The 20,780-nt window shown below is 63.7% G+C and carries 20 protein-coding genes; 14 read left to right on the top strand and 6 right to left on the bottom strand.

All coding sequences use genetic code 11. The features are described 5' to 3' along the window. Window positions 1–211 precede the first annotated feature (211 nt). The 6 genes from rpsB to BMX78_RS07285 all read left to right on the top strand — a co-directional run bounded on the left by rpsB (window position 212) and on the right by BMX78_RS07285 (window position 5,194). Window positions 212–1,087 (top strand): 30S ribosomal protein S2, encoded by an 876-nt coding sequence (rpsB, locus tag BMX78_RS07310; RefSeq protein ID WP_091418229.1) that lies wholly within the window; start codon window positions 212–214, stop codon window positions 1,085–1,087. A 130-nt stretch (window positions 1,088–1,217) separates the two neighbouring features. Then, a complete protein-coding gene (gene tsf, locus BMX78_RS07305) occupies window positions 1,218–2,054 on the top strand; it encodes a translation elongation factor Ts (protein ID WP_009357886.1) in 837 nt (278 codons plus the stop codon). Window positions 2,055–2,171: 117 nt separating this feature from the next. After that, window positions 2,172–2,909, top strand: a complete 738-nt coding sequence (gene pyrH / locus BMX78_RS07300; RefSeq protein ID WP_091418227.1) for a UMP kinase — start codon at window positions 2,172–2,174, stop codon at window positions 2,907–2,909. A gap of 127 nt (window positions 2,910–3,036) precedes the next feature. Next, complete coding sequence (gene frr, locus BMX78_RS07295) at window positions 3,037–3,594, top strand: ribosome recycling factor (RefSeq protein ID WP_091418226.1); 558 nt, start codon at window positions 3,037–3,039, stop codon at window positions 3,592–3,594. Then, window positions 3,594–4,517, top strand: a complete 924-nt coding sequence (locus BMX78_RS07290) for a phosphatidate cytidylyltransferase (RefSeq protein WP_091418224.1) — start codon at window positions 3,594–3,596, stop codon at window positions 4,515–4,517. Before frr ends, BMX78_RS07290 begins: the two co-directional genes overlap by 1 nt. Window positions 4,518–4,609: 92 nt before the next feature. After that, complete coding sequence (locus BMX78_RS07285) at window positions 4,610–5,194, top strand: DivIVA domain-containing protein (protein ID WP_091418223.1); 585 nt, start codon at window positions 4,610–4,612, stop codon at window positions 5,192–5,194. Window positions 5,195–5,199: 5 nt separating this feature from the next. On the opposite strand, the gene BMX78_RS07280 is transcribed toward BMX78_RS07285, so the two are convergent. The 5 genes from BMX78_RS07280 to BMX78_RS07260 form a co-directional block, all read right to left on the bottom strand. Further along, window positions 5,200–5,889, bottom strand: coding sequence for a hypothetical protein (locus tag BMX78_RS07280; protein ID WP_091418221.1), 690 nt, complete (start codon window positions 5,887–5,889; stop codon window positions 5,200–5,202). Between the two features lie 79 nt (window positions 5,890–5,968). After that, on the bottom strand, window positions 5,969–7,435 hold the full coding sequence (locus tag BMX78_RS07275) for a sodium/solute symporter (RefSeq protein WP_091418219.1): 1,467 nt from the start codon (window positions 7,433–7,435) through the stop codon (window positions 5,969–5,971). Between the two features lie 68 nt (window positions 7,436–7,503). Continuing rightward, window positions 7,504–7,854 (bottom strand): DUF485 domain-containing protein, encoded by a 351-nt coding sequence (locus BMX78_RS07270; protein WP_091418217.1) that lies wholly within the window; start codon window positions 7,852–7,854, stop codon window positions 7,504–7,506. Continuing rightward, window positions 7,851–8,567 carry a LytR/AlgR family response regulator transcription factor gene (locus BMX78_RS07265; RefSeq protein WP_091418215.1) on the bottom strand — a complete coding sequence of 239 codons (717 nt, stop codon included), beginning with the start codon at window positions 8,565–8,567 and terminating at the stop codon, window positions 7,851–7,853. Before BMX78_RS07265 ends, BMX78_RS07270 begins: the two co-directional genes overlap by 4 nt. A gap of 37 nt (window positions 8,568–8,604) precedes the next feature. Further along, entirely contained in the window at window positions 8,605–9,813 is a 1,209-nt protein-coding gene (locus tag BMX78_RS07260) for a sensor histidine kinase (RefSeq protein ID WP_091418513.1), read from the bottom strand. Between the two features lie 175 nt (window positions 9,814–9,988). Between BMX78_RS07260 and BMX78_RS07255 the strand changes: the two genes are divergently transcribed. The 4 genes from BMX78_RS07255 (at window position 9,989) to BMX78_RS07240 (ending at window position 13,748) form a co-directional block, all read left to right on the top strand. After that, a complete protein-coding gene (locus BMX78_RS07255; protein ID WP_091418213.1) occupies window positions 9,989–10,369 on the top strand; it encodes a DUF485 domain-containing protein in 381 nt (126 codons plus the stop codon). Next, window positions 10,366–11,982 carry a monocarboxylic acid transporter gene (locus BMX78_RS07250; RefSeq protein WP_091418212.1) on the top strand — a complete coding sequence of 539 codons (1,617 nt, stop codon included), beginning with the start codon at window positions 10,366–10,368 and terminating at the stop codon, window positions 11,980–11,982. Before BMX78_RS07255 ends, BMX78_RS07250 begins: the two co-directional genes overlap by 4 nt. 288 nt (window positions 11,983–12,270) lie before the next feature. Beyond that, window positions 12,271–12,597 carry a helix-turn-helix domain-containing protein gene (locus BMX78_RS23055; RefSeq protein ID WP_170850729.1) on the top strand — a complete coding sequence of 109 codons (327 nt, stop codon included), beginning with the start codon at window positions 12,271–12,273 and terminating at the stop codon, window positions 12,595–12,597. An 845-nt stretch (window positions 12,598–13,442) separates the two neighbouring features. Next, the gene (locus BMX78_RS07240; RefSeq protein WP_170850728.1) at window positions 13,443–13,748 is read left to right on the top strand and encodes a transposase; all 306 of its coding nucleotides are present in this window, start codon (window positions 13,443–13,445) and stop codon (window positions 13,746–13,748) included. Between the two features lie 312 nt (window positions 13,749–14,060). Here the strand turns inward: BMX78_RS07240 and BMX78_RS07235 are convergent, their stop codons facing one another. Further along, window positions 14,061–14,471, bottom strand: coding sequence for an EAL domain-containing protein (locus BMX78_RS07235; RefSeq protein WP_502686277.1), 411 nt, complete (start codon window positions 14,469–14,471; stop codon window positions 14,061–14,063). Window positions 14,472–15,018: 547 nt separating this feature from the next. Here BMX78_RS07235 and BMX78_RS07230 point away from each other — a divergent pair. From BMX78_RS07230 to BMX78_RS07215, 4 genes are all read left to right on the top strand, one after another. Next, on the top strand, window positions 15,019–17,307 hold the full coding sequence (locus BMX78_RS07230) for an arylsulfatase (RefSeq protein ID WP_170850726.1): 2,289 nt from the start codon (window positions 15,019–15,021) through the stop codon (window positions 17,305–17,307). Between the two features lie 331 nt (window positions 17,308–17,638). Beyond that, a complete protein-coding gene (locus tag BMX78_RS07225) occupies window positions 17,639–18,541 on the top strand; it encodes a formylglycine-generating enzyme family protein (protein ID WP_091418204.1) in 903 nt (300 codons plus the stop codon). 38 nt (window positions 18,542–18,579) lie between these two features. Beyond that, a complete protein-coding gene (locus tag BMX78_RS07220) occupies window positions 18,580–19,200 on the top strand; it encodes a TetR/AcrR family transcriptional regulator (RefSeq protein WP_091418511.1) in 621 nt (206 codons plus the stop codon). A gap of 401 nt (window positions 19,201–19,601) precedes the next feature. Next, the gene (locus tag BMX78_RS07215) at window positions 19,602–20,678 is read left to right on the top strand and encodes an ABC transporter substrate-binding protein (RefSeq protein WP_091418202.1); all 1,077 of its coding nucleotides are present in this window, start codon (window positions 19,602–19,604) and stop codon (window positions 20,676–20,678) included. Window positions 20,679–20,780 lie beyond the last annotated feature (102 nt).

The following is a 20,780-nucleotide window of genomic DNA, read 5'->3' as shown; positions in this document are numbered from 1 at the left end:
TTCAGGAGTGTGGGGGAGCGGCGGCTGACTACGCGCGTCCAGCCCTCTTTGGAGGATCGGACTTCCTGCGGTCAGGACCACGGTCCTGATGGGAAGCACGATGGACGCCAGGAGCACGGCCCGCCCGGGCCACGCTAATCAACCGTCAACTATGGCAGGGTAAGAAGCCCCAGGGGTTTCTCATGAATGACCTGCCGGAAGGAGCGTCGGCATGCCCGTCGTAACTATGCGCCAGCTGCTTGACAGCGGCGTCCACTTTGGACACCAGACCCGCCGTTGGAACCCGAAGATGAAGCGCTTCATCTTCACCGAGCGCAACGGCATCTACATCATTGACCTGCAGCAGTCGCTGTCCTACATCGACCGCGCCTACGAGTTCGTGAAGGCCACCGTTGCACACGGCGGCACCGTGCTCTTCGTCGGTACCAAGAAGCAGGCCCAGGAAGCAATTGCCGAGCAGGCAACCCGCGTGGGCCAGCCGTACGTGAACCAGCGTTGGCTCGGCGGTATGCTGACCAACTTCCAGACCGTCGCCAAGCGCATCCAGCGCATGAAGGAACTCGAAGAGATCGACTTCGACGACGTCGCCGGCTCCGCTTACACCAAGAAGGAGCTCCTGCTCCTCAAGCGTGAACTCACCAAGCTCGAGTCCAACCTCGGCGGTATCCGCAACCTGACCAAGGCACCCTCCGTGCTCTGGATCGTGGACACCAAGAAGGAACACCTCGCCGTTGATGAGGCCAAGAAGCTGAACATCCCGGTTGTGGCCATCCTGGACACCAACTGCGATCCGGACGAGGTCGACTTCCCGATCCCGGGCAACGACGACGCCATCCGCTCCGTGAACCTCCTGACCCGCGTTGTTGCCGACGCCGTTGCCGAAGGCCTCATCGCCCGCAACAACCGCGGCACCGGCGCCACGGAAGCTCCGGAAGAGCCCCTGGCCGAGTGGGAGCGCGAACTCCTCGAGGGCAGCAAGGCTGAAGAGGCCGCCGCTCCCGCTGCCGAGGAAGCCCCGGCTGCTGCCGAGGCTCCCGCCGCAGAAGCAGCTCCGGTTGCCGAAGCTCCGGCTGAAGACGCCAAGTAACACAAGTACATCCGGATTTCCCGGTGCCGCGTGCGGCGCCGGAGCAGCTGACAGGATGGCGGCCCATTTTCGTGGGCTGCCGTCCTGTCGGTCCGTACACCACAACACATTTCTAGACAGAGGGGTTCACATGGCGAACTACACTGCCGCGGACATCAAGGCCCTGCGCGAGCGCACCGGCGCCGGCATGATGGACGTCAAGAAGGCTCTTGACGAAGCCAACGGTGACGCCGAGAAGGCCATCGAAATCATCCGCATCAAGGGCCTCAAGGGCGCTACCAAGCGCGAAGGCCGCTCCACTGCTGAAGGCCTGGTGGCCGCAAAGGTCAGCAACGGCGTCGGCGTGATGATCGAAGTCAACTGCGAGACCGACTTCGTGGCCAAGGCCGACAAGTTCATCCAGCTGGCCGACAAGGTCCTGGCCGTTGCCGTCGAGTCCGGCGCAGCCGATCTCGAGACCCTGCTGGCCACCGAAGTTGACGGCAAGCCGCTCTCCGAGGTCGTCGTCGAAGAAGGCGCCGTCCTGGGCGAAAAGGTTGTTGTCCGCCGCATCTCCCGCGTTGAGGGTGCAACGGTTGACGCCTACCTGCACAAGACCTCCAAGGACCTCCCGGCCCAGGTTGGCGTGCTGTTCGCCGTCGACGGTGAAGGCGAAGCTGCTGCCACCGCCGCCCACGACGTTGCAGTCCACATCGCTGCCATGGCCCCGAACTACCTGACCCGCGAGGACGTTCCGTCCGACCTGGTTGAGTCCGAGCGCCGCATCGCCGAAGAGACCGCAAAGGCCGAGGGCAAGCCCGAAGCCGCACTCACCAAGATTGTGGAAGGCCGCGTGACCGGCTTCTACAAGGGTGAGGTGCTGGTTGACCAGGCATTCGCCAAGGACGCCAAGAAGTCCGTGGCACAGGTCCTCGAAGAGGCCGGTGTCAAGGGAACTGCGTTCACGCGTTTCCGCGTCGGCTCCTAGCCGGTACTGCAAGGGGGTGGCCACTTCGGTGGCCGCCCCTTTTGCATGCAACGGGCCAGTTCCGAGCATCGGCCCAAGCAGGATAATCTTTTTTCAGACCCCCAACCGGAAGGCATCATGGAAGCCGTCAACACTGTATTGCAGCCAGAGAAAAGTCGACGCCGGGTCCTCCTGAAGCTCTCCGGCGAGGTTTTCGGCGGCGGGAAGCTGGGCGTTGACCCGGAGACCGTCCGCGACGTCGCCAAGCAGATCGCCGCCGCAGTTCCCGAGGTGGAAGTGGCCATCGTGGTGGGCGGCGGCAACTTCTTCCGCGGCGCCGAGCTGTCCCAAAGCGGCATGGACCGTTCCCGGGCCGACTACATGGGCATGCTCGGAACCGTGATGAACTGCCTGGCACTGCAGGACTTCCTGGAGCAGGCCGGCGTCGAAACCCGGGTCCAGAGCGCCATCACCATGGGCCAGGTGGCTGAAGCGTACATTCCCCGCCGCGCCATCCGGCACATGGAAAAAGGCCGTGTGGTCATCTTCGGTGCAGGCGCCGGGCTCCCGTACTTCTCCACCGATACTGTTGCCGCCCAGCGCGCCCTCGAAGTCCATGCCGACGTCGTCCTGATGGCCAAGAGCGGCGTGGACGCCGTGTACACGGCCGATCCCAAGAAGGACCCCTCAGCAGAGCGGCTCGAAACGCTCAGCTACGACGACGCCCTGCGCCGCGACATCCGTGTGATGGACCAGACCGCCATGACCATGTGCAAGGACAACAACCTCTCCATGGTGGTCTTTGGCATGGAGGGTGAGGGCAATGTCACCCGCGCCATCCTGGGTGAAAAGCTCGGCACGCTGGTCACCGCCTAGCTACGGCTAGGATGTTTTCAGGACAGTTCCGCCCCCGTCTTACGGGACCGGGGGCGGAAAACAGCAACCGAGAACCACGTGCACGGAGCAGGCGCCCCGGACTGCACCAGAACCGTCAGGAGAGACCGTGATAGAAGAAACCTTGCTCGAAGCCGAAGACAAGATGGACAAGGCCGTTGAGGTAGCCAAGGAAGACTTCGCTTCCATCCGCACCGGCCGGGCCAACCCGGGGCTCTACAACAAGGTCCTGGTGGACTACTACGGTTCCCCCACACCGCTGCAGCAGCTCGCATCCTTTGCTATCCCGGATGCACGCACCATCCTCATCACCCCGTTCGATAAGACGGCACTGCGCGACATCGAACGCGCGCTGAGCGACTCCGAGGTGGGCGCCAACCCGTCCAACGACGGCAACGTCATCCGGATCACCATTCCGGAACTGACCAAGGAACGCCGCAAGGAATACGTCAAGATCGTCAAGACCAAGGGCGAGGACGCCAAGATCTCCATCCGCAACATCCGCCGCAAGGCGAAAGAAACCCTGGACCGCCTGGTCAAGGACGGGGAAGCCGGCGAGGACGAGGGCACCCGCGCCGAAAAGGAACTGGACGGCATCACCAAGGCCCACGTGGACGGCATCGACGAGCTGCTCAAGCGCAAGGAAGCAGAGCTGCTCGAAGTCTGATGGGCCAGGCAGAACAGGCCCCGGCACAACGGGCGCGCACACGGGGGAAGCAGCCCAGGAGCAATCCAACACCAAAGGCCGGGCGTAACCTGCCGGCCGCGGTGGTGGTGGGCCTGGCCATGCTGTTCGCGGTGCTGGGCGGCCTGCTTTTCCTTCCGCTTGGGTTTGTGGCGGTGACCACCACGTTTGCCGTCTTCGGTGTCTGGGAAATCTACCGGGCATTGGAATCGAACGGCACCCGGATGCCGATCGTTCCAGTGATGACGGGCACAGTGGCCATGCCGTTCTGCGCCTACCTCGGCGGCATTGAGAGCCTGCTCTTCGCCATGCTGCTCAGCTCGGTGGCCGTCCTGCTGTGGCGGTCGGTGGAAAGCGCTGCGGGCTCCGCCAACAGCATCTTCGCCGGTGTGTTCACCCTGGGCTGGGTGCCGTTTTTTATCAGTTTCGCCGCCCTTCCGCTGCATGCCGCAGGAGGCGCCACCCCGCTGGGTCTCTGGCCGGGCGGGACCATTCCCGACGGCGCGTGGCAGGTGGCGGTGATGCTGCTGCTGGTGGTATCCAACGACACCTTCGGCTACCTGGTGGGAGCCTCCCTGGGAAAGCATCCCATGGCCCCGAAGATCAGCCCGAAGAAGTCCTGGGAAGGATTCGCCGGTTCCATCGCCGGTGCCATGCTGATCGGCGTCCTCGCCTGCCTCTTCGTGCTGGATAAACCCTGGTGGGTGGGCATCATCCTGGCGGTAGGAACTGTGGCGGCTTCCACCGCCGGCGACCTCGCCGAATCCATGGTCAAGCGCGAACTCGGCGTCAAGGACATGAGCAGCATCCTGCCCGGACACGGCGGCGTGATGGACCGGCTCGACTCCATCGTCTTCGCCTCCCCGGTGGTGTTTATCCTGTACGGGCTCGTCGCCGGAGCCTGACGCGGACTTAGCCTGACACAAACCCTTGCCGGATCCGGCCGCCCCTAGACTGGGCGGAAGCGATACGGCGGAAGAGCATTGAAGGAATCACAGTGGCATTGGACATTCATCGGCAGATCCCTGCGTCCTTTGAGCGCGTGCAGCGCAGCGAATATGGCTACAACGCCAAGCAGGTGGACCAGTTCCTGCAGCGGGCGCGGGTTTCCCTCGAAACCCCGGAGGCCGCGGCGCACCCCGTCAACAGCTCGGATGTCCGGGCGGTCTCCTTTGATCCGGTGAAGGGCGGTTATTCCGCTGCGGTTGTGGACGCGGCCCTGGACCGCCTCGAGGACGCCTTTGCCCGCCGCGAACGCGACGAGCTGATTGCGGCGCAGGGCGAGGAGGCGTGGCTGCGCGAAATCGGAAACCTGTCCGGCATCCTTCGCGGCCGCCTGCACCGCCCTGACGGTGAGCGGTTCCGCCGGCCCGCCAAGAAGAAGGCCCGCAGCTACAACACCACCGACGTGGACAGGCTGTGCCATGAGCTCATCGCGTACCTTGAACAGGACAAGCCGCTGAGCGTGGACAACGTCCGCCGGGCAGTTTTCCGTCCCGCGTCAGGCAAGGACGGCTACGAGGAAACCCAGGTGGACGCCTTCCTGGACCGGGTGGTTGAACTGATGGCAGCCATCGACTGAGGCGTTCAGCCCTTATCCGGGGGCGTGGGGGAGAGCGGCGTGAAGCGGCGCCATAGACTGCGGTAGCGTCGGCCCCCGCGCAGGACGGACACGGCGAGGAAACCCGCTCCGCACACGGCGCCTGTCACCGTGGCCACTGCCGTACCGGCGCCTGCCAGCGTCACCAGCAGTCCCGCCAGGATGGCAATCAAGGTAGCGTTCGCCGTCGTCATGAAGATCATGCTGCTGCCAGCCACTTGGCTGAAGCTTCCCCTGGCGCCGAAGAAGTAGTAGGTCTGCCTGGAACCGGCCTCGTCGTCGTGGTGCGCCGCCATGAGGTACGGTGCCACCCCGGGATCCAGGTCCACGTAGGCCGCGCGCAGCCTGTTCATGGCGGTGACGTACATCAGGTCCTCGTAGGCGACGTTCATTACCCGGAGCTGGGTCAGGAGCCCAATCGCCGAGTCGATGAACAGGACAACCACGGCCAGCAGGACAAAGGCATCGGAAAAACCCGTGGCCTGCCCTACCAGCGCAACACTCACCACACTCGCCGACGTAAAGGTGAGGAACATGCTGATCCGGGTCAGCACCTCGCTCTGGGTGGTGCTGCGGGAGGCAAGCAGGCCCCAATGCTCAGTGGCCAGCAGCTGCGCCCGCACGGACGGGGGGACTTCGGCCGGTGCGCCGGACGGGCTTTCGCCCTCGATGGACATGGCGCAATTCTCTCCCATCACTGGCATCAGCGCGAGGAAAAAGGAGCCTTGGGAATTGTAAGGGCGGCCGACGGCGGAATCAGCGTTCCGTGGCCAGCGGCCTTTCCGGGGTGTGCAGCCGCGTCATGACCCGGGCCATTGTTGCAGGGATTCTGTGCGCAGTGGCCCGCGAGACGACCACCATCACGGCGAAGGCCGTGGGCACGGTCCACGCCGCCGGCTGCGCCAGCCAGGGCGCGAGGTTCGCAGCTCCCGCCAGGGCACCGGCAATCATCGCCCCGCCGCACAGAAGCCCGCCCGTCACCATCCCGGCGATCGCGCCGGCGTCGGTAAGCCCCCGCCACCAGATCCCCAGCAGGAGCACCGGGCACACCGTGGAGGCGGTGAACGCAAAAACCAGGCCCACGCTGCCGGCCAGGGCCATCGAATCGGTCATAAAGGCGAAGCCCAGCGGCACGACGGCGGAGACTACCGCCGCGAGCCGGAAGCCGCCCACTTCGCCGCCCAGGACGTCCTGGCTGATGACGCCGGCCAGCGAGACCACCAGGCCGGAGGTAGTGGACAGGAAGGCGGCAAAAGCGCCGGCCACCACCAGGGCCGAGAGCAGGTCTCCGGCGGTGCCGCCCACCAGTTCGCCTGGCAGGAGCAGGACCAGGGCGTCCGCCTGGTTGGTGCGGGCCAGGCCGGGGGCAAACATCCGGGCCACCAGCCCGTACGCGGTGGGAAACAGGTAGAACACGGACAACAGGCCAAGGACGATCACCGTGGTGCGCCGGGCCGACTGCCCGTCCGGGTTCGTGTAGAAGCGGACCAGGACGTGCGGCAAACCCAGGGTGCCGAAGAGCAGGGCCACCAGCAGCGACACGTTCTGGTACGCCCCCGAAGAGGCCAGCCCGGTGGGGTTCACGGCAGGAGCGGACAGTGCCGGTGTTCCCGTACCGGCCAGCACAAAAATAATGAACAGGATAGGGACGGCCAGGGCCGTGAGCTTGAGCCAGTACTGGAAAGCCTGCACGAAGGTGATGGAACGCATGCCGCCTGCCACGACCGTCAGGCAGACCACAATCACCACCGCCACCGATCCCACCCAGGAGGGCAGGCCGGTGGTGATGCGGATGGTCAGGGCGGCGCCGTGGAGCTGCGGCACAATGTAGAGCCAGCCCACGACGACCACCACGAGGCTGGTGACCTTCCGGACAACCCGTGAGTCCAGCCTGGCTTCGGTGAAGTCCGGAATGGTGTACGCCCCCGACCGGCGCAGCGGGGCAGCAACAAACAGCAGCAGCATCAGGTATCCGGCGGTGTAGCCCACGGGAAACCACAATGCGTCCGTGCCGGAGAGCAGGATGAGCCCGGCAACTCCCAGGAAGCTTGCGGCGGAGAGGTATTCGCCGCCGATCGCCGAGGCATTCCACCAGGGCCGGACGGTCCGGGAAGCGACGTAGAAATCACCTGTGGTGCGGGAGATCCGCAGCCCGTAGAAGCCGATCACCGCCGTGGCCACGGAGACCACTGCGAGCGCGGCGATGGCGACGCCTGGATTCATGCTGCCGTCACTGGTCCCGGCTCGATGGTGCCCTGCCCGGGTTCACTGCGGATTGCCGGGTTCCCCGTTCACTGGTCACCGGCCAGGTCCCGGTAGCGTGCTTCGTTGCGGGCTGCGGTCCGGACGTAGAACCAGGCACTCAGCCCGATCAGCGGATAGATGCCCGCCCCGAGGAGAAGCCAATTAAAGGGGATCCCCACGATGCGGGTCTCCGACAAGCCCGGTACGACGGCGAGCAGCAGCGGGAAGGCGGCGAGGATCAGCAGGAACCCGCCGGCCACCACCAGGGCAAGCCGCAGCTGGGAGCGGATCAGGGACCTGACGAACACCTGCCCCACCTCGGAGGCCTGAGCCGCTTCCCGGCTTTCCACCGCAGGGAGTGCCGCTGAGCGCGGAGCTGTCACACGAACCCTGGTCATGCGTGCGGCCTGATCCGGGTGGCGCCCAGCTTCTCCCGGACGGTTGGCAGGTGGCGGCGGCTGATGGGCAGTCCGGCCCCGGCGACGGTGACGCTGGGCCCGTCCGCTGCCAGCTTCATGGAGGTGACATGCTTCAGGGCGACGAGATAGGAGCGGTGGGTCCGGATGAACCCGGCGTCCGCCCACTGCTGTTCAAGATCGGCCAGCGGAACCCTGATCAGGTAGCTCGCGTCAGCGGTGTGAAGCCGCGCATAATCACCCTGCGCCTGGACGTACGTGACATCATCACGGCGGATCATCCGGGTGGTCCCGCCCTGGTCCACCGTGATCATCTCCGGTGCGCTACCGCCGTCGCGCAGTTCACTGATGCGGCCCACTGACCGTGCCAGCCGTTCGGCACGGACCGGCTTGAGGAGGTAGTCCACGGCGGCGAGTTCGAAGGCCTTCAGCGCGTGGTCCTCGTCCGCGGTGACAAACACCACCGCCGGGGGATTCCTGCTTCCGCTGATGGCGCGGGCAATATCCAGGCCGGACACGGCCGGCATGTGGATGTCCAGGAAAACAGCGTCAATCTGGCCCGTGGCCAGCGCCCGGAGGGCCTCGCTGCCGGAGGTGGCCCGCTGGACGGTGCCGATACGGTCGTCACGGCCCAGCAGGAACGCCAGTTCCTCGACGGCGGGCAGCTCATCATCGACGACGAGGACGTTAATCATCTTCCTAGATTAGCTTTCCGCGGCCCCACCGGTTGATTCAGGCATCGTGGCCGGGCTGGGACTTGGGCACGCGCATGGTGATCATCGTTCCCTCCCCGGGCGCCGTCTCGATGACCAGCCCGTGGTCGTTGCCGTAGACCTGGCGGAGGCGGGCATCCACGTTCCGCAGCCCCACATGGACACCATCGGTATGGCCGGCCAGGGTGGACTGCAGCTGGGCAGGATCCATGCCCACGCCGTCGTCCTCGATGGTCACTTCGGCGTACGCTCCGGCGTCGTTGGCGGTGATGCTGATATGCCCCGGACCCTCTTTGGCCTCCAGCCCGTGCCGCACCGCGTTCTCCACGAGCGGCTGCAGGCTGAGGAAGGGGATGACCGTGCTCAGGACTTCGGGCGCCACCCGCAGGCTGACCTGCACACGCTCGCCGAACCGGGCACGCTCCAGGAGCAGGTACCGGTCAATGCAGCGGAGTTCCTCAGCGAGGGTGGTGAAGTCGCCGTGGCGCCGGAAGGAGTAGCGGGTGAAATCGGCGAACTCCACCACCAGTTCCCGGGCGCGGGCGGGGTCGGTGTTGATGAAGGATGCGATGGCGTTCAATGAGTTGTAGATGAAGTGGGGACTGATCTGCGCACGCAGGGCCCGGACCTCGGCCTCCATGAGCAGGGTGCGGGATGCGTCCAGCTCGGCCAGCTCCACCTGGACGGCCACCCAGTCCGCCACCTCGCTGGTGGCCCGGACCAGTCCAGCACCCGCCGACGGCGCAAAAGCCGCCACCGCCCCCACCACGCCAGTTCCCGCACGCACCGGCGCAATCACCGCAGCAAGTGGCCCACCCGTCCCCTCAGTCGGTGCGCCGTCCGCCGACGTCGGGCTCCCGGCGGGCAACACCACTGTCCGGCCGCCGGCAAGCACCCCTTCCGCGAGGCGCATCACGTGCGGCTTCAGTTCCTCCGCTGCGCCGTCCCATGCCAGGACCCCGGTGGTGTCAGTGATGGCCAGGGCCTCGCAGCCCAGCAGCGTCCGCAGGTGCCGGCTGGCTTTGGCCGCGCCGGCCGGGTTCAGGCCGCGGCGCAGGTGCTGCCCCGCCTGGGAGGCCGCATGCAGGGTGTGGTAGGTGGCGCGCTCCGCGTCGGTGCCCAGGTCCCGGAAGGAGCGGAGCACCTTGAGCCCCACGCCGACGACGACGGCCACGGCCATGGCGATGACCGCCACCGCGGCGGCGGTCAGGAGGGGGGAGTCCAGCATGGTGCCCAGCGTAGCGGCGGGTGCCGTTTGGCGCAGCATCCCGACCGTTGAGCGACGCCGGCGGGCCCAGGTATGGAATCTGGGGCATCCCGGAAAGCAAAGTGATTGCAGTCACACTTGTGGTTTCCCTGTCCGGGATGGGGTGTGTCAAGGCAAGTCTCAATGAGGAGGAACGATGGGTAACGAGGCCCACACTCCGGACGCAGCGGCGTCCGTGGACTTTGAACAGGTCCAGTCGACCGGGCAGTTCCAGGAACTGCGCAAGCGTCACCGCAGCTTTGTCTTCCCCATGGCAGTGGCATTCCTGCTGTGGTACTTCGCCTACGTCCTGCTGGCGGACTACGCCGTGGGCTTTATGTCCACCAAGGTCTGGGGCAACATCAACATCGGCCTGATCCTCGGCCTACTCCAGTTCGTCTCCACGTTTGCCATCACCGGCTGGTATGTCCACTACTCCAACAAGCGGCTAGACCCCATCGCCAAGGAGATCCGGGACGAGATCGAGGGCCACGAATTTGATAAGCACGGCAAGCGAGTGGGCGGAGCCAACAAATGATCAACGTACTTGCAGCGGTTGATGTCGCCGCACTGAAGGACACCACCCTGCTGAACATGGGCATTTTCGGCCTGTTCGTCGCCGTGACCATGGTGATTGTGTTCCGCGCGAGCCGCAACAACAAGACGGCCGCCGACTACTACGCGGCCGGCCGCTCCTTCACCGGCTCCCAGAACGGAACCGCCATCGCGGGCGACTACCTCTCGGCCGCCTCGTTCCTGGGCATCACCGGCGCCATCGCCATCAACGGCTACGACGGTTTTATGTACTCCATCGGCTTCCTGGTGGCCTGGCTGGTGGCGCTGCTGCTGGTTGCCGAACTCCTGCGAAACACGGGCAAGTTCACTATGGCGGACGTCCTGTCCTTCCGGCTCAGGCAGCGGCCGGTCCGCATCGCCGCCGCCATCTCCACCCTCGCCGTCTGCTTCTTCTACCTGCTGGCCCAGATGGCCGGCGCCGGAAGCCTGATCTCCCTGCTCCTGGGTATCAGCGACTGGGGCGGACAGGCATTGGTGATCATCGTCGTCGGCGCCCTGATGATTATGTACGTGCTCATCGGCGGCATGAAGGGCACCACGTGGGTGCAGATCATCAAAGCCATCCTGCTGATCGCGGGGGCCGCGGTGATGACCTTCTGGGTCCTGGCCATCTATGGCTTCAACCTCTCCGCCCTGCTGGGTGGTGCGGTGGAGACGGCCAACAACCCGGCCGTCCTGAATCCCGGGCTGCAGTACGGCAAGACCGAGACGTCCAAGCTGGACTTTATGTCCCTGGGCCTGGCGCTGGTCCTGGGCACTGCTGCCCTGCCGCACGTGCTGATGCGCTTCTACACGGTCCCCACCGCCAAGGAAGCCCGCAAGTCCGTCGTGTGGTCCATCTGGCTGATCGGGCTCTTCTACCTCTTCACCCTGGTGCTCGGTTACGGTGCGGCCGCGCTGGTGGGTGCGGACACCATCAAGACCGCGCCGGGCGGCGTGAACGCTGCGGCACCCCTGCTGGCCTTCCACCTGGGCGGCCCGTTGCTGCTGGGCTTCATTTCGGCGGTGGCCTTCGCCACCATCCTCGCCGTTGTGGCCGGCCTGACCATCACCGCCGCGGCGTCCTTCGCGCATGACATCTACGCCAACGTCATCGCCAAGGGCAAGGCCGACGCCGACACTGAAGTCCGGGTGGCCCGGCGCACCGTGGTGGTCATCGGCATCCTTGCTATCCTGGGCGGCATCCTCGCCAACGGGCAGAATGTGGCGTTCCTGGTGGCCCTGGCGTTCGCCGTTGCTGCCTCGGCCAACCTGCCCACCATCATCTACTCACTGTTCTGGCGGAGGTTCACCACCCAGGGTGCGGTGTGGAGCATGTATGGCGGGCTGGGTGCGGCGATTGTGCTGATCATCTTCTCGCCGGTGGTTTCCGGCGGGGCGACGTCCATGATCAAGGACGCCCACTTCGCGCTGTTCCCGCTGAGCAACCCGGGCATTGTGTCCATCCCGCTGGCATTCCTGCTCGGCTGGCTCGGAACCGTCCTGGACAAGAAGCGCGAAGACACTGCCAAGCAGGCCGAGATGGAGGTCCGGTCACTCACCGGTGTGGGTGCCGAGAAGGCGGTCAACCACTGATCCCGCGACGCTCCGGTCTCCGGACCTGACCCCTCCTCACGGGCAGCAAAAGAGCCTCCGCGCCATGGTGAACTGCTCCCCAGAAGTTGGACTGAGAAATTCAGTTACAACTTGTGGGGAGCAGTTTTGCGTGCAAATAGTTCGTTAACCGAGGATCAACGCCTGGCCGCTGTAGCGTGGTTTGAGAAAGGCCTTGCGGATGCGGCGACAGCCAATTTGCTGGGTGTGTCCCGCTGGCCTGTCAAGAGGCTTCATCGGCGGTGGAAGATCCATGGTGAAGGAGCGCTGGTGACCAGACCGACGAAACGGTCGTATTCGTTCGACTTCAAGCTCGCGTTGGTGGAACGGTTCATCGCGGGTGGGAGCGCCACGGATCTGGCAGTGGAGGTTGGTTTGTCCTCGCCGGTGCTCCTGAGGACGTGGGCGCAGGCTTATCGTCGTGAAGGCGCGGAAGCCTTGCGCCCGAAGCCTAAAGGTAGACCTCGGAAACCTGACGCCCCACCTCCGGCGGAGATATCCGAGCTGGAGCGCTTGCGGCGGGAGAACGAGCGGTTGCGGGCGGAAGTGGCGTATTTGGGAAAATTGCGGGCCTTGAGGGCTCAAAAACAACTGTGAGTCTTGCAGTGGTTGGTCTGGGACTAGCTGGCAGTGTTGATGCCGGTCGTTCTGCCTGGTACGTGACTCGAAAAACAACTTGCCCTTGAGGGTGCGTTTCCCCCGACTTGTCCGCACTGGGTGGAGCGGCCGGCGTTGGCCTGTCCCACGTCGGTGGCTTGATTAGAAGCTTGCCCGGCCTTTGCAGGTTGTGGCTCATCACAGCTTTGCCTCGAAGTGACTCTTCCCAGGTTCAATACCGGCCGTCCTGCGGCCGTTCTTGCCCGTTCGAAAGGAAGGAGGGGCGAGCAATTCCCGACCACCCCGGCAGGGATTCCCGCCCACTTGCCTGGGTGGGCCGAAGGACAGACGGCGATCTGGCCTGTCTATGGGCAATTGAGGGTGTCGGCTCTTATGGGGCACGTCTGGCCAGGGCAGTAACGGGCGCTGGCTACGATGTGGCCGAAGCTCCACGGATGAACGCCCGGGGTCGCCGGGGGATCGGCAAATCCGACCCGCTGGACGCCGCGGCCATTGGAACCGCTGTTTTGGGCCTGGAGGAGTCCCGGCTCTCGAGCTCCGCGCCGGGATGAAGGAACCCGTGCCGGACTCAGGATCCTGAGCGCAGCACGGGATCAACTGGCCCGGGACCGAACATTGAATGCGAATGCACTCCTTGCCTTGCTCCGGGCACATGATCTTGGGATCGACGCTCGTAAACCGCCGGTTCCCGCCCAGATTGCCACGATCAGCAGATGGCGGGAACGACAGGAACCGATCGAACTATCGATCGCCCGGGAGGAGGCAGTCCGATTGGCGCGCCGCGTTCTCGAACTGACCACTCAGCTGGCCGCGACCTGAAGCGCATGACAGCGCTGATCCAGCAAAGCCCAGCTGCGCCACTGTTGGAGATGGTGGGCGCCGGAGCTGTCACCGTCGCTACTGTCCTAACAGCTTGGGCGCATCCCGGCAGGGTTCGCAGCGAAGCTGCCTTCGCCTCACTGGCAGGGGTCAATCCCTTGCCTGCCTCAAGCGGCAACACTGTCCGGCACAGGCTAAACCGGGGCGGTGATAGACGCCTAAACCGGGCCCTGCACACCATCACCATGACCCGGATGGTCCAGGACCCCGGAAAGCGGGACTACGTCGCCAAACGAACCCAAGAAGGCTAGGTACCGGGAAATCCGCAGATCCCTCAAGCGCTACATCGCCCGAACCCTCTACCGCCAACTCAACTCCCTTTACGCCGTCGCGGAACCGGCCCCACTCACCTTGCCGGGGCAGAGCCTGGCCGGGAATAGGAGCGTACGAAGGTGCAGTTGAGCAGCCGGGCTTCGGTTGAGTCCCCGCTGCGGAATTCCTGTCCGTACCAGGGGCCCCGCTTCATGCGCGAAGCCCGACACCTGGACTGCAAATGATCGGCGTCGGCAAGCCGTTGGGTTTGTTGCGGCTTATCGCGACGCACGGTAGCAGTCAGAGCTGAATCAGGCCTGTCGAAAACCCTGCCGGCAGTACACGCCATGTAGCCCAGTCGGCGATGTGGGTTGTGGGGCGGCCGGGGAGGTAGCCTTGTCCGGCATTGAAGCCGAGGCTTCGGTTTCTATTCCTTCGGCCACAATCGTGGCGCTTATTTCCGGGGCGAATTTGACCATCGCGGCGCCGAGTGCGCGCTGTCCTGGGTTGGCGTGGATGCCGGTGATAACGGAGCGGTCAAGTTTGATGATGTCGGGGCGGAGTTCGAGGATGTGGCGCATGGAGGAGAAGCCTGAGCCCGCGTCATCGACCGCTACCCGCAGTCCAAGTTCCCTTAGGGGCATCAGGGCGCTGACGAGGGAGTCGTAGTCGTTCACGCGCTGCCGTTCGGTTAGTTCGAGGACGATTCGATCAGGAGCCACGCAGGCCTCTTCCACGAGGCCGGGCAGGCGCGGGTCGAGGCAGGTTGCCGGGGCTACCGATGTGGGGGGGCCTGCAACGGGCTCCTTCCCCGGGTCTGGTGCAGGAGTCTGGGCGAGCACTCTTACTGGCCGTCGACACTGCGTGCTCTCCCTGGAGCTCGCGGACGGCTGCGTCCGTGGGCATGCCGGACGTCGCACCGAGGGACTGAGTGGAGAGCGACGCCACGCAGACGGCCCAGCTTGCTGCTTCGATGAGGTGCATTCACCACATCCGGTTCGTAGCGTCGGACAGCGAATTCGCGGAGCCGGGTGCAGCGGGGAAAGTGCACGATACGCATCGTGCGGATTGGCGTTGGAACAATCGGTGCGTCCTTCGGTTTCGTCGACTCTGACGGGGATACTTTTTCAACATGATGATCCGCCCCTAGACGATAGCTTGCGTTAAACATCGGATCAACCATAAAGTTGGTTGATCCGGCATGGACGACGATCTGACCGACTCCGTGCGCAAAGAGCCATGTGCCACACGATTGCAGGAGAGCAAAAATTGAGTGATGAGATGATGTGGGACCGGACCGCACTGCCGATTGTCCCGGGCGAGCAGGAGCCGGGTCGGGCGATCGATATTCGTGACCAGGACCCGCCTTTCGAGTACCAGCCCTCCGTGGGAGCACCGGAAGGCGCGCCGAACGTCCTCATCATCCTGTTAGACGATATGGGCTTCGCTGCGTCCTCCGCCTTCGGCGGTCCGTGCGAGATGCCGAATGCTGACCGGCTAGCGGCTGGTGGCTTGCGTTACAACCGATTCCATACAACAGCCGTGTGCTCGGCGACACGTGCATCGCTCCTGACTGGTCGCAACCACCATGCAGTCAACGTAGGGACCATCGTCGACCACAAGACGCCGGTGCCAGGCTACCTAGGAAGAATCCCGAGAAGCGCCGCGACCGTTGCTCGCGTGCTCAAGGAAAACGGGTACGCAACGGGGTATTTCGGAAAAGCGCATGAGACACCCAAGGAAGACATCACGCCGGTTGGCCCGTTCGATCTCTGGCCCACGGGAATGGGGTTCGAAAAGTTCTATGGGTTTCTCGAGGGAGAGATCAATCAGTTTCGTCCGACCCTGTGGGACGGGACGACGGCTATCGATCCTCCGGCAACGCCAGAAGAGGGCTACCATGTCTCGGAAGATCTCGTGGACCAGGCGATTTCGTGGATCCGGGACACACGCTCGGTGGGCCGCGGAAAGCCATTCCTGACCTACCTGTCGTTCGGGGCGACGCACTCACCGCTCCAGGTCCCTCCGGGCTGGGCCGACCGTTACCGCGGTAGGTTCGAAGAGGGCTGGGACAAGTTTCGTGAGCAGATTCTCGAACGACAGAAAGCTCTCGGAGTCGTTCCGTCGGACGCTTCTCTGGCGCCGTGGCCGCACACTGTGCCGCACTGGGACGAGCTTGACGACGATGAGCGCAAGGCAGCGTGCATGCTCATGGAACTGTATGCCGGATTTGCCGAGCACACCGATGCGCAGGTCGGTCGGCTTCTGGATGCCCTTGATGAAATGGGGGCATTGGAAGACACTCTGGTGTTCTATATTCTCGGCGACAACGGCGCTTCTGCGGAGGGAGGGACGCTCGGAACTCCCAGCGAGTTCCTGCACAGATCAGGTCTCCCCGTGAGCGCGCAGGACACGCTAGCGCAGGCGGACAAGCTGGGTGGGCCGGATACCTGGCCGCACTATCCAGCTGGATGGGCGCAAGCCTTGAATACTCCGTATCCCTGGATGAAGCAGATTTCATCCCATTTCGGCGGCACTCGCAACGGCATGATCGTTCACTGGCCGCGCGGCATCGCTGAGGGCAACGGCGTGAGGAATCAGTTCCACCACGTCAACGACATCATGCCCACCATCCTCGAAGCGGCAGGGGTGCCGGCTCCGCGCGTGGTCGACGGCGTCCCTCAGCAACGGATCGATGGTGTATCGATGACGTACAGCTTCGATGATGCCGCCGCAGCGGATCGACACACCACGCAGTATTTCGAGATGTTCGCGTCTCAGGGCATCTACCACGAGGGTTGGTTGGCCGGGACGCATCACGGAAATACCACACCTTGGGACTCCCAGAAGAGGGAATCGGCCGAGTTCAACCAAGATGAATGGGAATTGTATGACCTCCGTTCGGACTGGAGCCAAGCGGTAAACATCGCGTCGGAGCACCCCGAGCGATTGCGGAAACTCAGAGAGTTGTTCTTGATGGAGGCGGCCAGGAACAACGTGTTGCCTCTTGATGCTCGACCTCGGTCAGAGAAAATCATGACCGCGCGGCGTGCGTTCCCTGCCACAACCTTCCATGCGAAGTCGCGCCGTATCGGGCAGAACGCAATGCCGAACCTCATAGGCGGATCGCACACGATAGACGTGCGTCTCTCGGTGCCCGATGGCGGCGGCGAGGGCGTCCTCTGCTCCCAAGGCGGCAAGTTCAGCGGTTGGTCCCTCTATCTCAAAGACGGCCGACTCACCTATTGCTATAATCTCGCTGGAGTCGACGTCCACCACATTCGGGCGGATGACGCTCTGTCAGCCGGAGACCATAAGGTGCAGCTCAATTTTGACTACGACGGCGGAGGGTTCGGTAAGGGTGCAAAGGTCACCCTTACCGTCGACGGAGCTACCGTTGCCAAAGATCGCCTCGAGCGGACAGTCAAATACATGTGGACCACAGGTGAGTACTTCAACGTCGGGCTCGACCCGCTCACGCAGGTGAGCCCTGAATACAAGGATGACAATCCCTTCAACGGGTCGATCGACTCCGTCCGGGTAGAGCGCCTTGACTAGTCATCTCACGCAGCCACCTTGCTCATGCGACGTGGGCGAAGGGAACTGACCGCCATCGGGCATTGAAGAAGCTGCGGAGCCCGCCGGCGTCGCTGGACAGAACGGGTTGAGCGAGATGCTTGCCGATATAGCCGGAATGGCGACGGTGCGGCTCGTGTTCAGACTCGTCGCCGGCGCGACTCCGCAGAACTCTCACCGATCCTCGCGTGCGTATTGCTGCGCCCCGTATCGCGTTCGATAAAATGACACAAGCGGCAAACACTGACGGACTCAACGAACGCGATTTTGTCTCGGTTGTTGCATTGTGCCCTACTGATTGGAGGCTTAGGCTATGGCCGAGCTCGTGCATATCCAGGGTGGAACGTTCCGTATGGGATCGAATGATTTCTACCCAGACGAACGTCCGGAGCACGAACGCAGCGTGGAGTCCTTCTTCCTGGAACAAGCCCCGGTGACTAACGCTGAGTTTGCGGACTTCGTGGGTGATACGGGTTACGTCACGGTTGCGGAGCGCTCGCTCGACCTCGCGGAATTCCCCGGCGCGGACCCCGCCGATCTCGTACCAGGCGCAATGGTGTTCACCCCACCCTCGAGGCCAGTAGACCTAGGGGACTGGCGCAACTGGTGGCGCTGGCAGCCGGGAGCGATGTGGCGACATCCGTCCGGTCCCGACTCGACCATCGACGACAGGCTTGATCATCCGGTCGTGCACGTAGCGTTCGAGGATGCGTGCGCCTACGCCAACTGGCTTGGCCTTCGGCTGCCCACCGAGGCGGAGTTCGAGTTTGCGGCGCGCGGTGGCCTCGATGGTGCGCCATACGCATGGGGCGACGAGCCCTACCCGGACGGAAAGGTGCTCGCCAACGTCTGGATCGGCAGCTTTCCCCACGAAAACCGTGGCTGGGGTGGCACCTCGCCCATCGGGGCATACCCGCCGAACCCTTACGACTTGGTCGATCTCATCGGCAACGTCTGGGAGTGGACGAGCGATTACTACATTCCGCGCCATATCCAGGTATCAGACAAACCGGCCGACCGGGGTGAGCGACAAAACCTGCTCGCCGCAGCAAGCGCAGAACCCATACAGCCGCGGATGCCGCGGCGCGTTCTGAAAGGCGGATCCCAACTGTGCTCTCCCGACTACTGCTTGCGATTCCGCCCGGCTGCCCGCTCGCCTCAGGCGGAGGACACCGCCATGTCGCACGTCGGGTTCCGCTGTGCGAGGGACGCGTGAGCGCCGCCGGAAGCACCCCGGGATAGACTTCGATGGTGATGACCTCAGAAACGCGCCCGGATCGAGAGACAAAGCTTAGTGCAACGCCTTCGCGCATTCTCGATTCGGCTAGCTTGGAGTTCGCGGATTATGGGCTCGCTGGCGCTCGTATAGCTCGGATCGCCGCGTCGGCCGGATGCAACAAGCAGATGATCTATCACTACTTCGGAGACAAGGACGGCCTGTACGACGCCGTGCAACGGCGCATGGCCAGCCGTGCAAGGGCGAGCATCGAGCAGGAGCGCGCCAAAGGCCTCCCCTTCTTGGATTCTAACCTGTTCGAGGGGCCAGAGTTCGGCACTCGCAGCGAGTGGATGCAACTTCAGCTATGGGATGGCCTGACCGGCATCGAGGGCCACGCTCATCTGAATTCGATACGCTCAGAAAACTTCGAGCTATTGCGCGACTGGATTCGGGCAGATCAGGACGCCGGGTTGATCACCTCCGAGTTGGCTGTCGACCAGGTGCTGGCGCTTGTCTTCTTGGCGCGCCTGGTTCCCATCGCAATGCCCACCATGTTCCGTAACATGATTGGTCGAGAGGGAACCCTCGAGGGCCGGGAGTCGTTGCGCGTGTTGGTGCGAAAGATCGTGGAATCTGCGCCTGCTGTCAGCAACTGATTTTTTCATCTCTGCTCTTGCGTGACCATCTGAGCGCTTCGGGAAAGCATCCTCGGAGGATCGCGCCGCGAGGAACGAAGCGGGCATGACGAGTCCGACTAGGACTGGTCGATCTTTCCGCACGCCTGCGCGAGCGTCGTCAAGTTCCCATCTGGGGGAGGGAGTGCGCCTGCCCTGAGGCTCCTCAGCGGGCTGATCCGGTCAGCCGGTCGAAACTTCGCCCGTCGCGTTGTTGAGGGGGCGACAGGCTTGCAACACGCTAAAAGGAATGCGATGATCGGCGTCAACCATAAAGTTGGTTGATCATGGGCATAAGGCAGCCCGATTTCCGCGTCTAGGCATTCGGGGTGTGTTCGAATCCAGCGAGTAAAGGAAAATCTGTGAGAAAACCAAGGAGCGCAATGATGCGTGGATCCTTAGTTGTGGCATGTGCGTTGCTTGCGTTGACGGGTTGCGCGTCCGGTGGAGCCGGTTCAGCTACTGGCGGCTCAGATGCGAACCCAAGCGCCGCGGCGAACAAGGTTATGGATGAGGCCGAGTGGTCGAAGATCGTGGACGCCGCGAACAAGGAAGGCGAGGTGACCATTTACGGAGCTTGGAACACGACGGTCGTCGATGTGCTGCCGTCCGCGTTCCAAAAGGATTATCCGAACATCAAACTGACGTATGCGCGTCTGAGCCCCGCGGATATCGGAGCCCGACTAAATGCGGAGATCGCATCCGGCAATGCTGGTGCTGATGTCGTGGGCAATCTGGATATTCCGACGTTTGACGCCTATGCGAGCAAGGGTGCTTTGATGCCGCTGACTTTCCCGGCGCTGAGCGATCCCGCATTCGACCGGGCCAAGTATCAGCGCACACCGTATGTGGAGACCTTCGGAAACCAACCGTATGTGTGGGCCTGGAACACCAAGCTGCTGCCTAAGGGCATAAGCAACTGGCAGGACTTCTTGAACATGGACCCGTCCATGGTGGGAGTAACGGACCCCTCAATTGGCCCGATCGTTGCTTCGCTATACCAAGAGATCGAAAAGCCCGATGTGGCGGGCTCCGGATTCCTCGAGAAGCTGACCGCCAAGGGCAAGCCAGGAATCTATGCTGGCTCGAACCCGCAGATTACGGCGTTGTCCGCAGGGGAAGTGGCTGCATCGATGCCCGTACCTGTTGCGGTGGCCGCGACCATCAAAGCGACCGGCGCGCCCATCGATTACCGGCTCCCCCCGACTGCCTCGAGTGTTTCCGGCGAGATTGCAGTCGTCAAGTCGGCCAAGCACCCGAACGCGGGTCAGGTCTTCGCGAACTGGTTGCTGGGCAAGTCGGGTCAGGCGCTGATGTCCAAAGGTGGATTCATTCCGGTGCTCAAGGGCACACCTTCGGACATCAAGGCCGACGGGTCCACCCTTGTCGAGATTCCGGCCATTACATCCGACCAGTTCAAGGCGTTCGTACAACGCTGGAACCAACTGCTGGCGAAGTAATTCATCGCTGACGCTCCGGAGCCAGCCCGCGTGCTGGCTCCGGAGCGTCAATGCTAACGCGACGTAGGTGAGAGGTCGGCAAACTGGTCGGACGGTAGAGTC

The sequence above is a fragment of the Arthrobacter sp. OV608 genome (assembly GCA_900110595.1).
GTDB lineage: Bacteria > Actinomycetota > Actinomycetes > Actinomycetales > Micrococcaceae > Arthrobacter.
Note: the sequence above shows the minus strand (reverse complement) of the source record. Positions and strands in the feature narration are given on the sequence as shown.

Excerpts from the sequence above, each read along its gene's own strand:
- BMX78_RS07220 (WP_091418511.1), top strand. The coding sequence starts at position 18,580 with ATGACCTCAGAAACGCGCCCGGATCGAGAGACAAAGCTTAGTGCAACG.
- tsf (WP_009357886.1), top strand. The coding sequence starts at position 1,218 with ATGGCGAACTACACTGCCGCGGACATCAAGGCCCTGCGCGAGCGCACC.
- pyrH (WP_091418227.1), top strand. The coding sequence starts at position 2,172 with ATGGAAGCCGTCAACACTGTATTGCAGCCAGAGAAAAGTCGACGCCGG.
- rpsB (WP_091418229.1), top strand. The coding sequence starts at position 212 with ATGCCCGTCGTAACTATGCGCCAGCTGCTTGACAGCGGCGTCCACTTT.
- BMX78_RS07290 (WP_091418224.1), top strand. The coding sequence starts at position 3,594 with ATGGGCCAGGCAGAACAGGCCCCGGCACAACGGGCGCGCACACGGGGG.
- BMX78_RS07265 (WP_091418215.1), bottom strand. The coding sequence starts at position 8,567 with ATGATTAACGTCCTCGTCGTCGATGATGAGCTGCCCGCCGTCGAGGAA.
- BMX78_RS07240 (WP_170850728.1), top strand. The coding sequence starts at position 13,443 with ATGACAGCGCTGATCCAGCAAAGCCCAGCTGCGCCACTGTTGGAGATG.
- BMX78_RS07275 (WP_091418219.1), bottom strand. The coding sequence starts at position 7,435 with ATGAATCCAGGCGTCGCCATCGCCGCGCTCGCAGTGGTCTCCGTGGCC.
- BMX78_RS07225 (WP_091418204.1), top strand. The coding sequence starts at position 17,639 with ATGGCCGAGCTCGTGCATATCCAGGGTGGAACGTTCCGTATGGGATCG.
- BMX78_RS07250 (WP_091418212.1), top strand. The coding sequence starts at position 10,366 with ATGATCAACGTACTTGCAGCGGTTGATGTCGCCGCACTGAAGGACACC.
- BMX78_RS07260 (WP_091418513.1), bottom strand. The coding sequence starts at position 9,813 with ATGCTGGACTCCCCCCTCCTGACCGCCGCCGCGGTGGCGGTCATCGCC.
- BMX78_RS07255 (WP_091418213.1), top strand. The coding sequence starts at position 9,989 with ATGGGTAACGAGGCCCACACTCCGGACGCAGCGGCGTCCGTGGACTTT.
- BMX78_RS07280 (WP_091418221.1), bottom strand. The coding sequence starts at position 5,889 with ATGTCCATCGAGGGCGAAAGCCCGTCCGGCGCACCGGCCGAAGTCCCC.
- BMX78_RS07215 (WP_091418202.1), top strand. The coding sequence starts at position 19,602 with ATGATGCGTGGATCCTTAGTTGTGGCATGTGCGTTGCTTGCGTTGACG.
- BMX78_RS07270 (WP_091418217.1), bottom strand. The coding sequence starts at position 7,854 with ATGACCAGGGTTCGTGTGACAGCTCCGCGCTCAGCGGCACTCCCTGCG.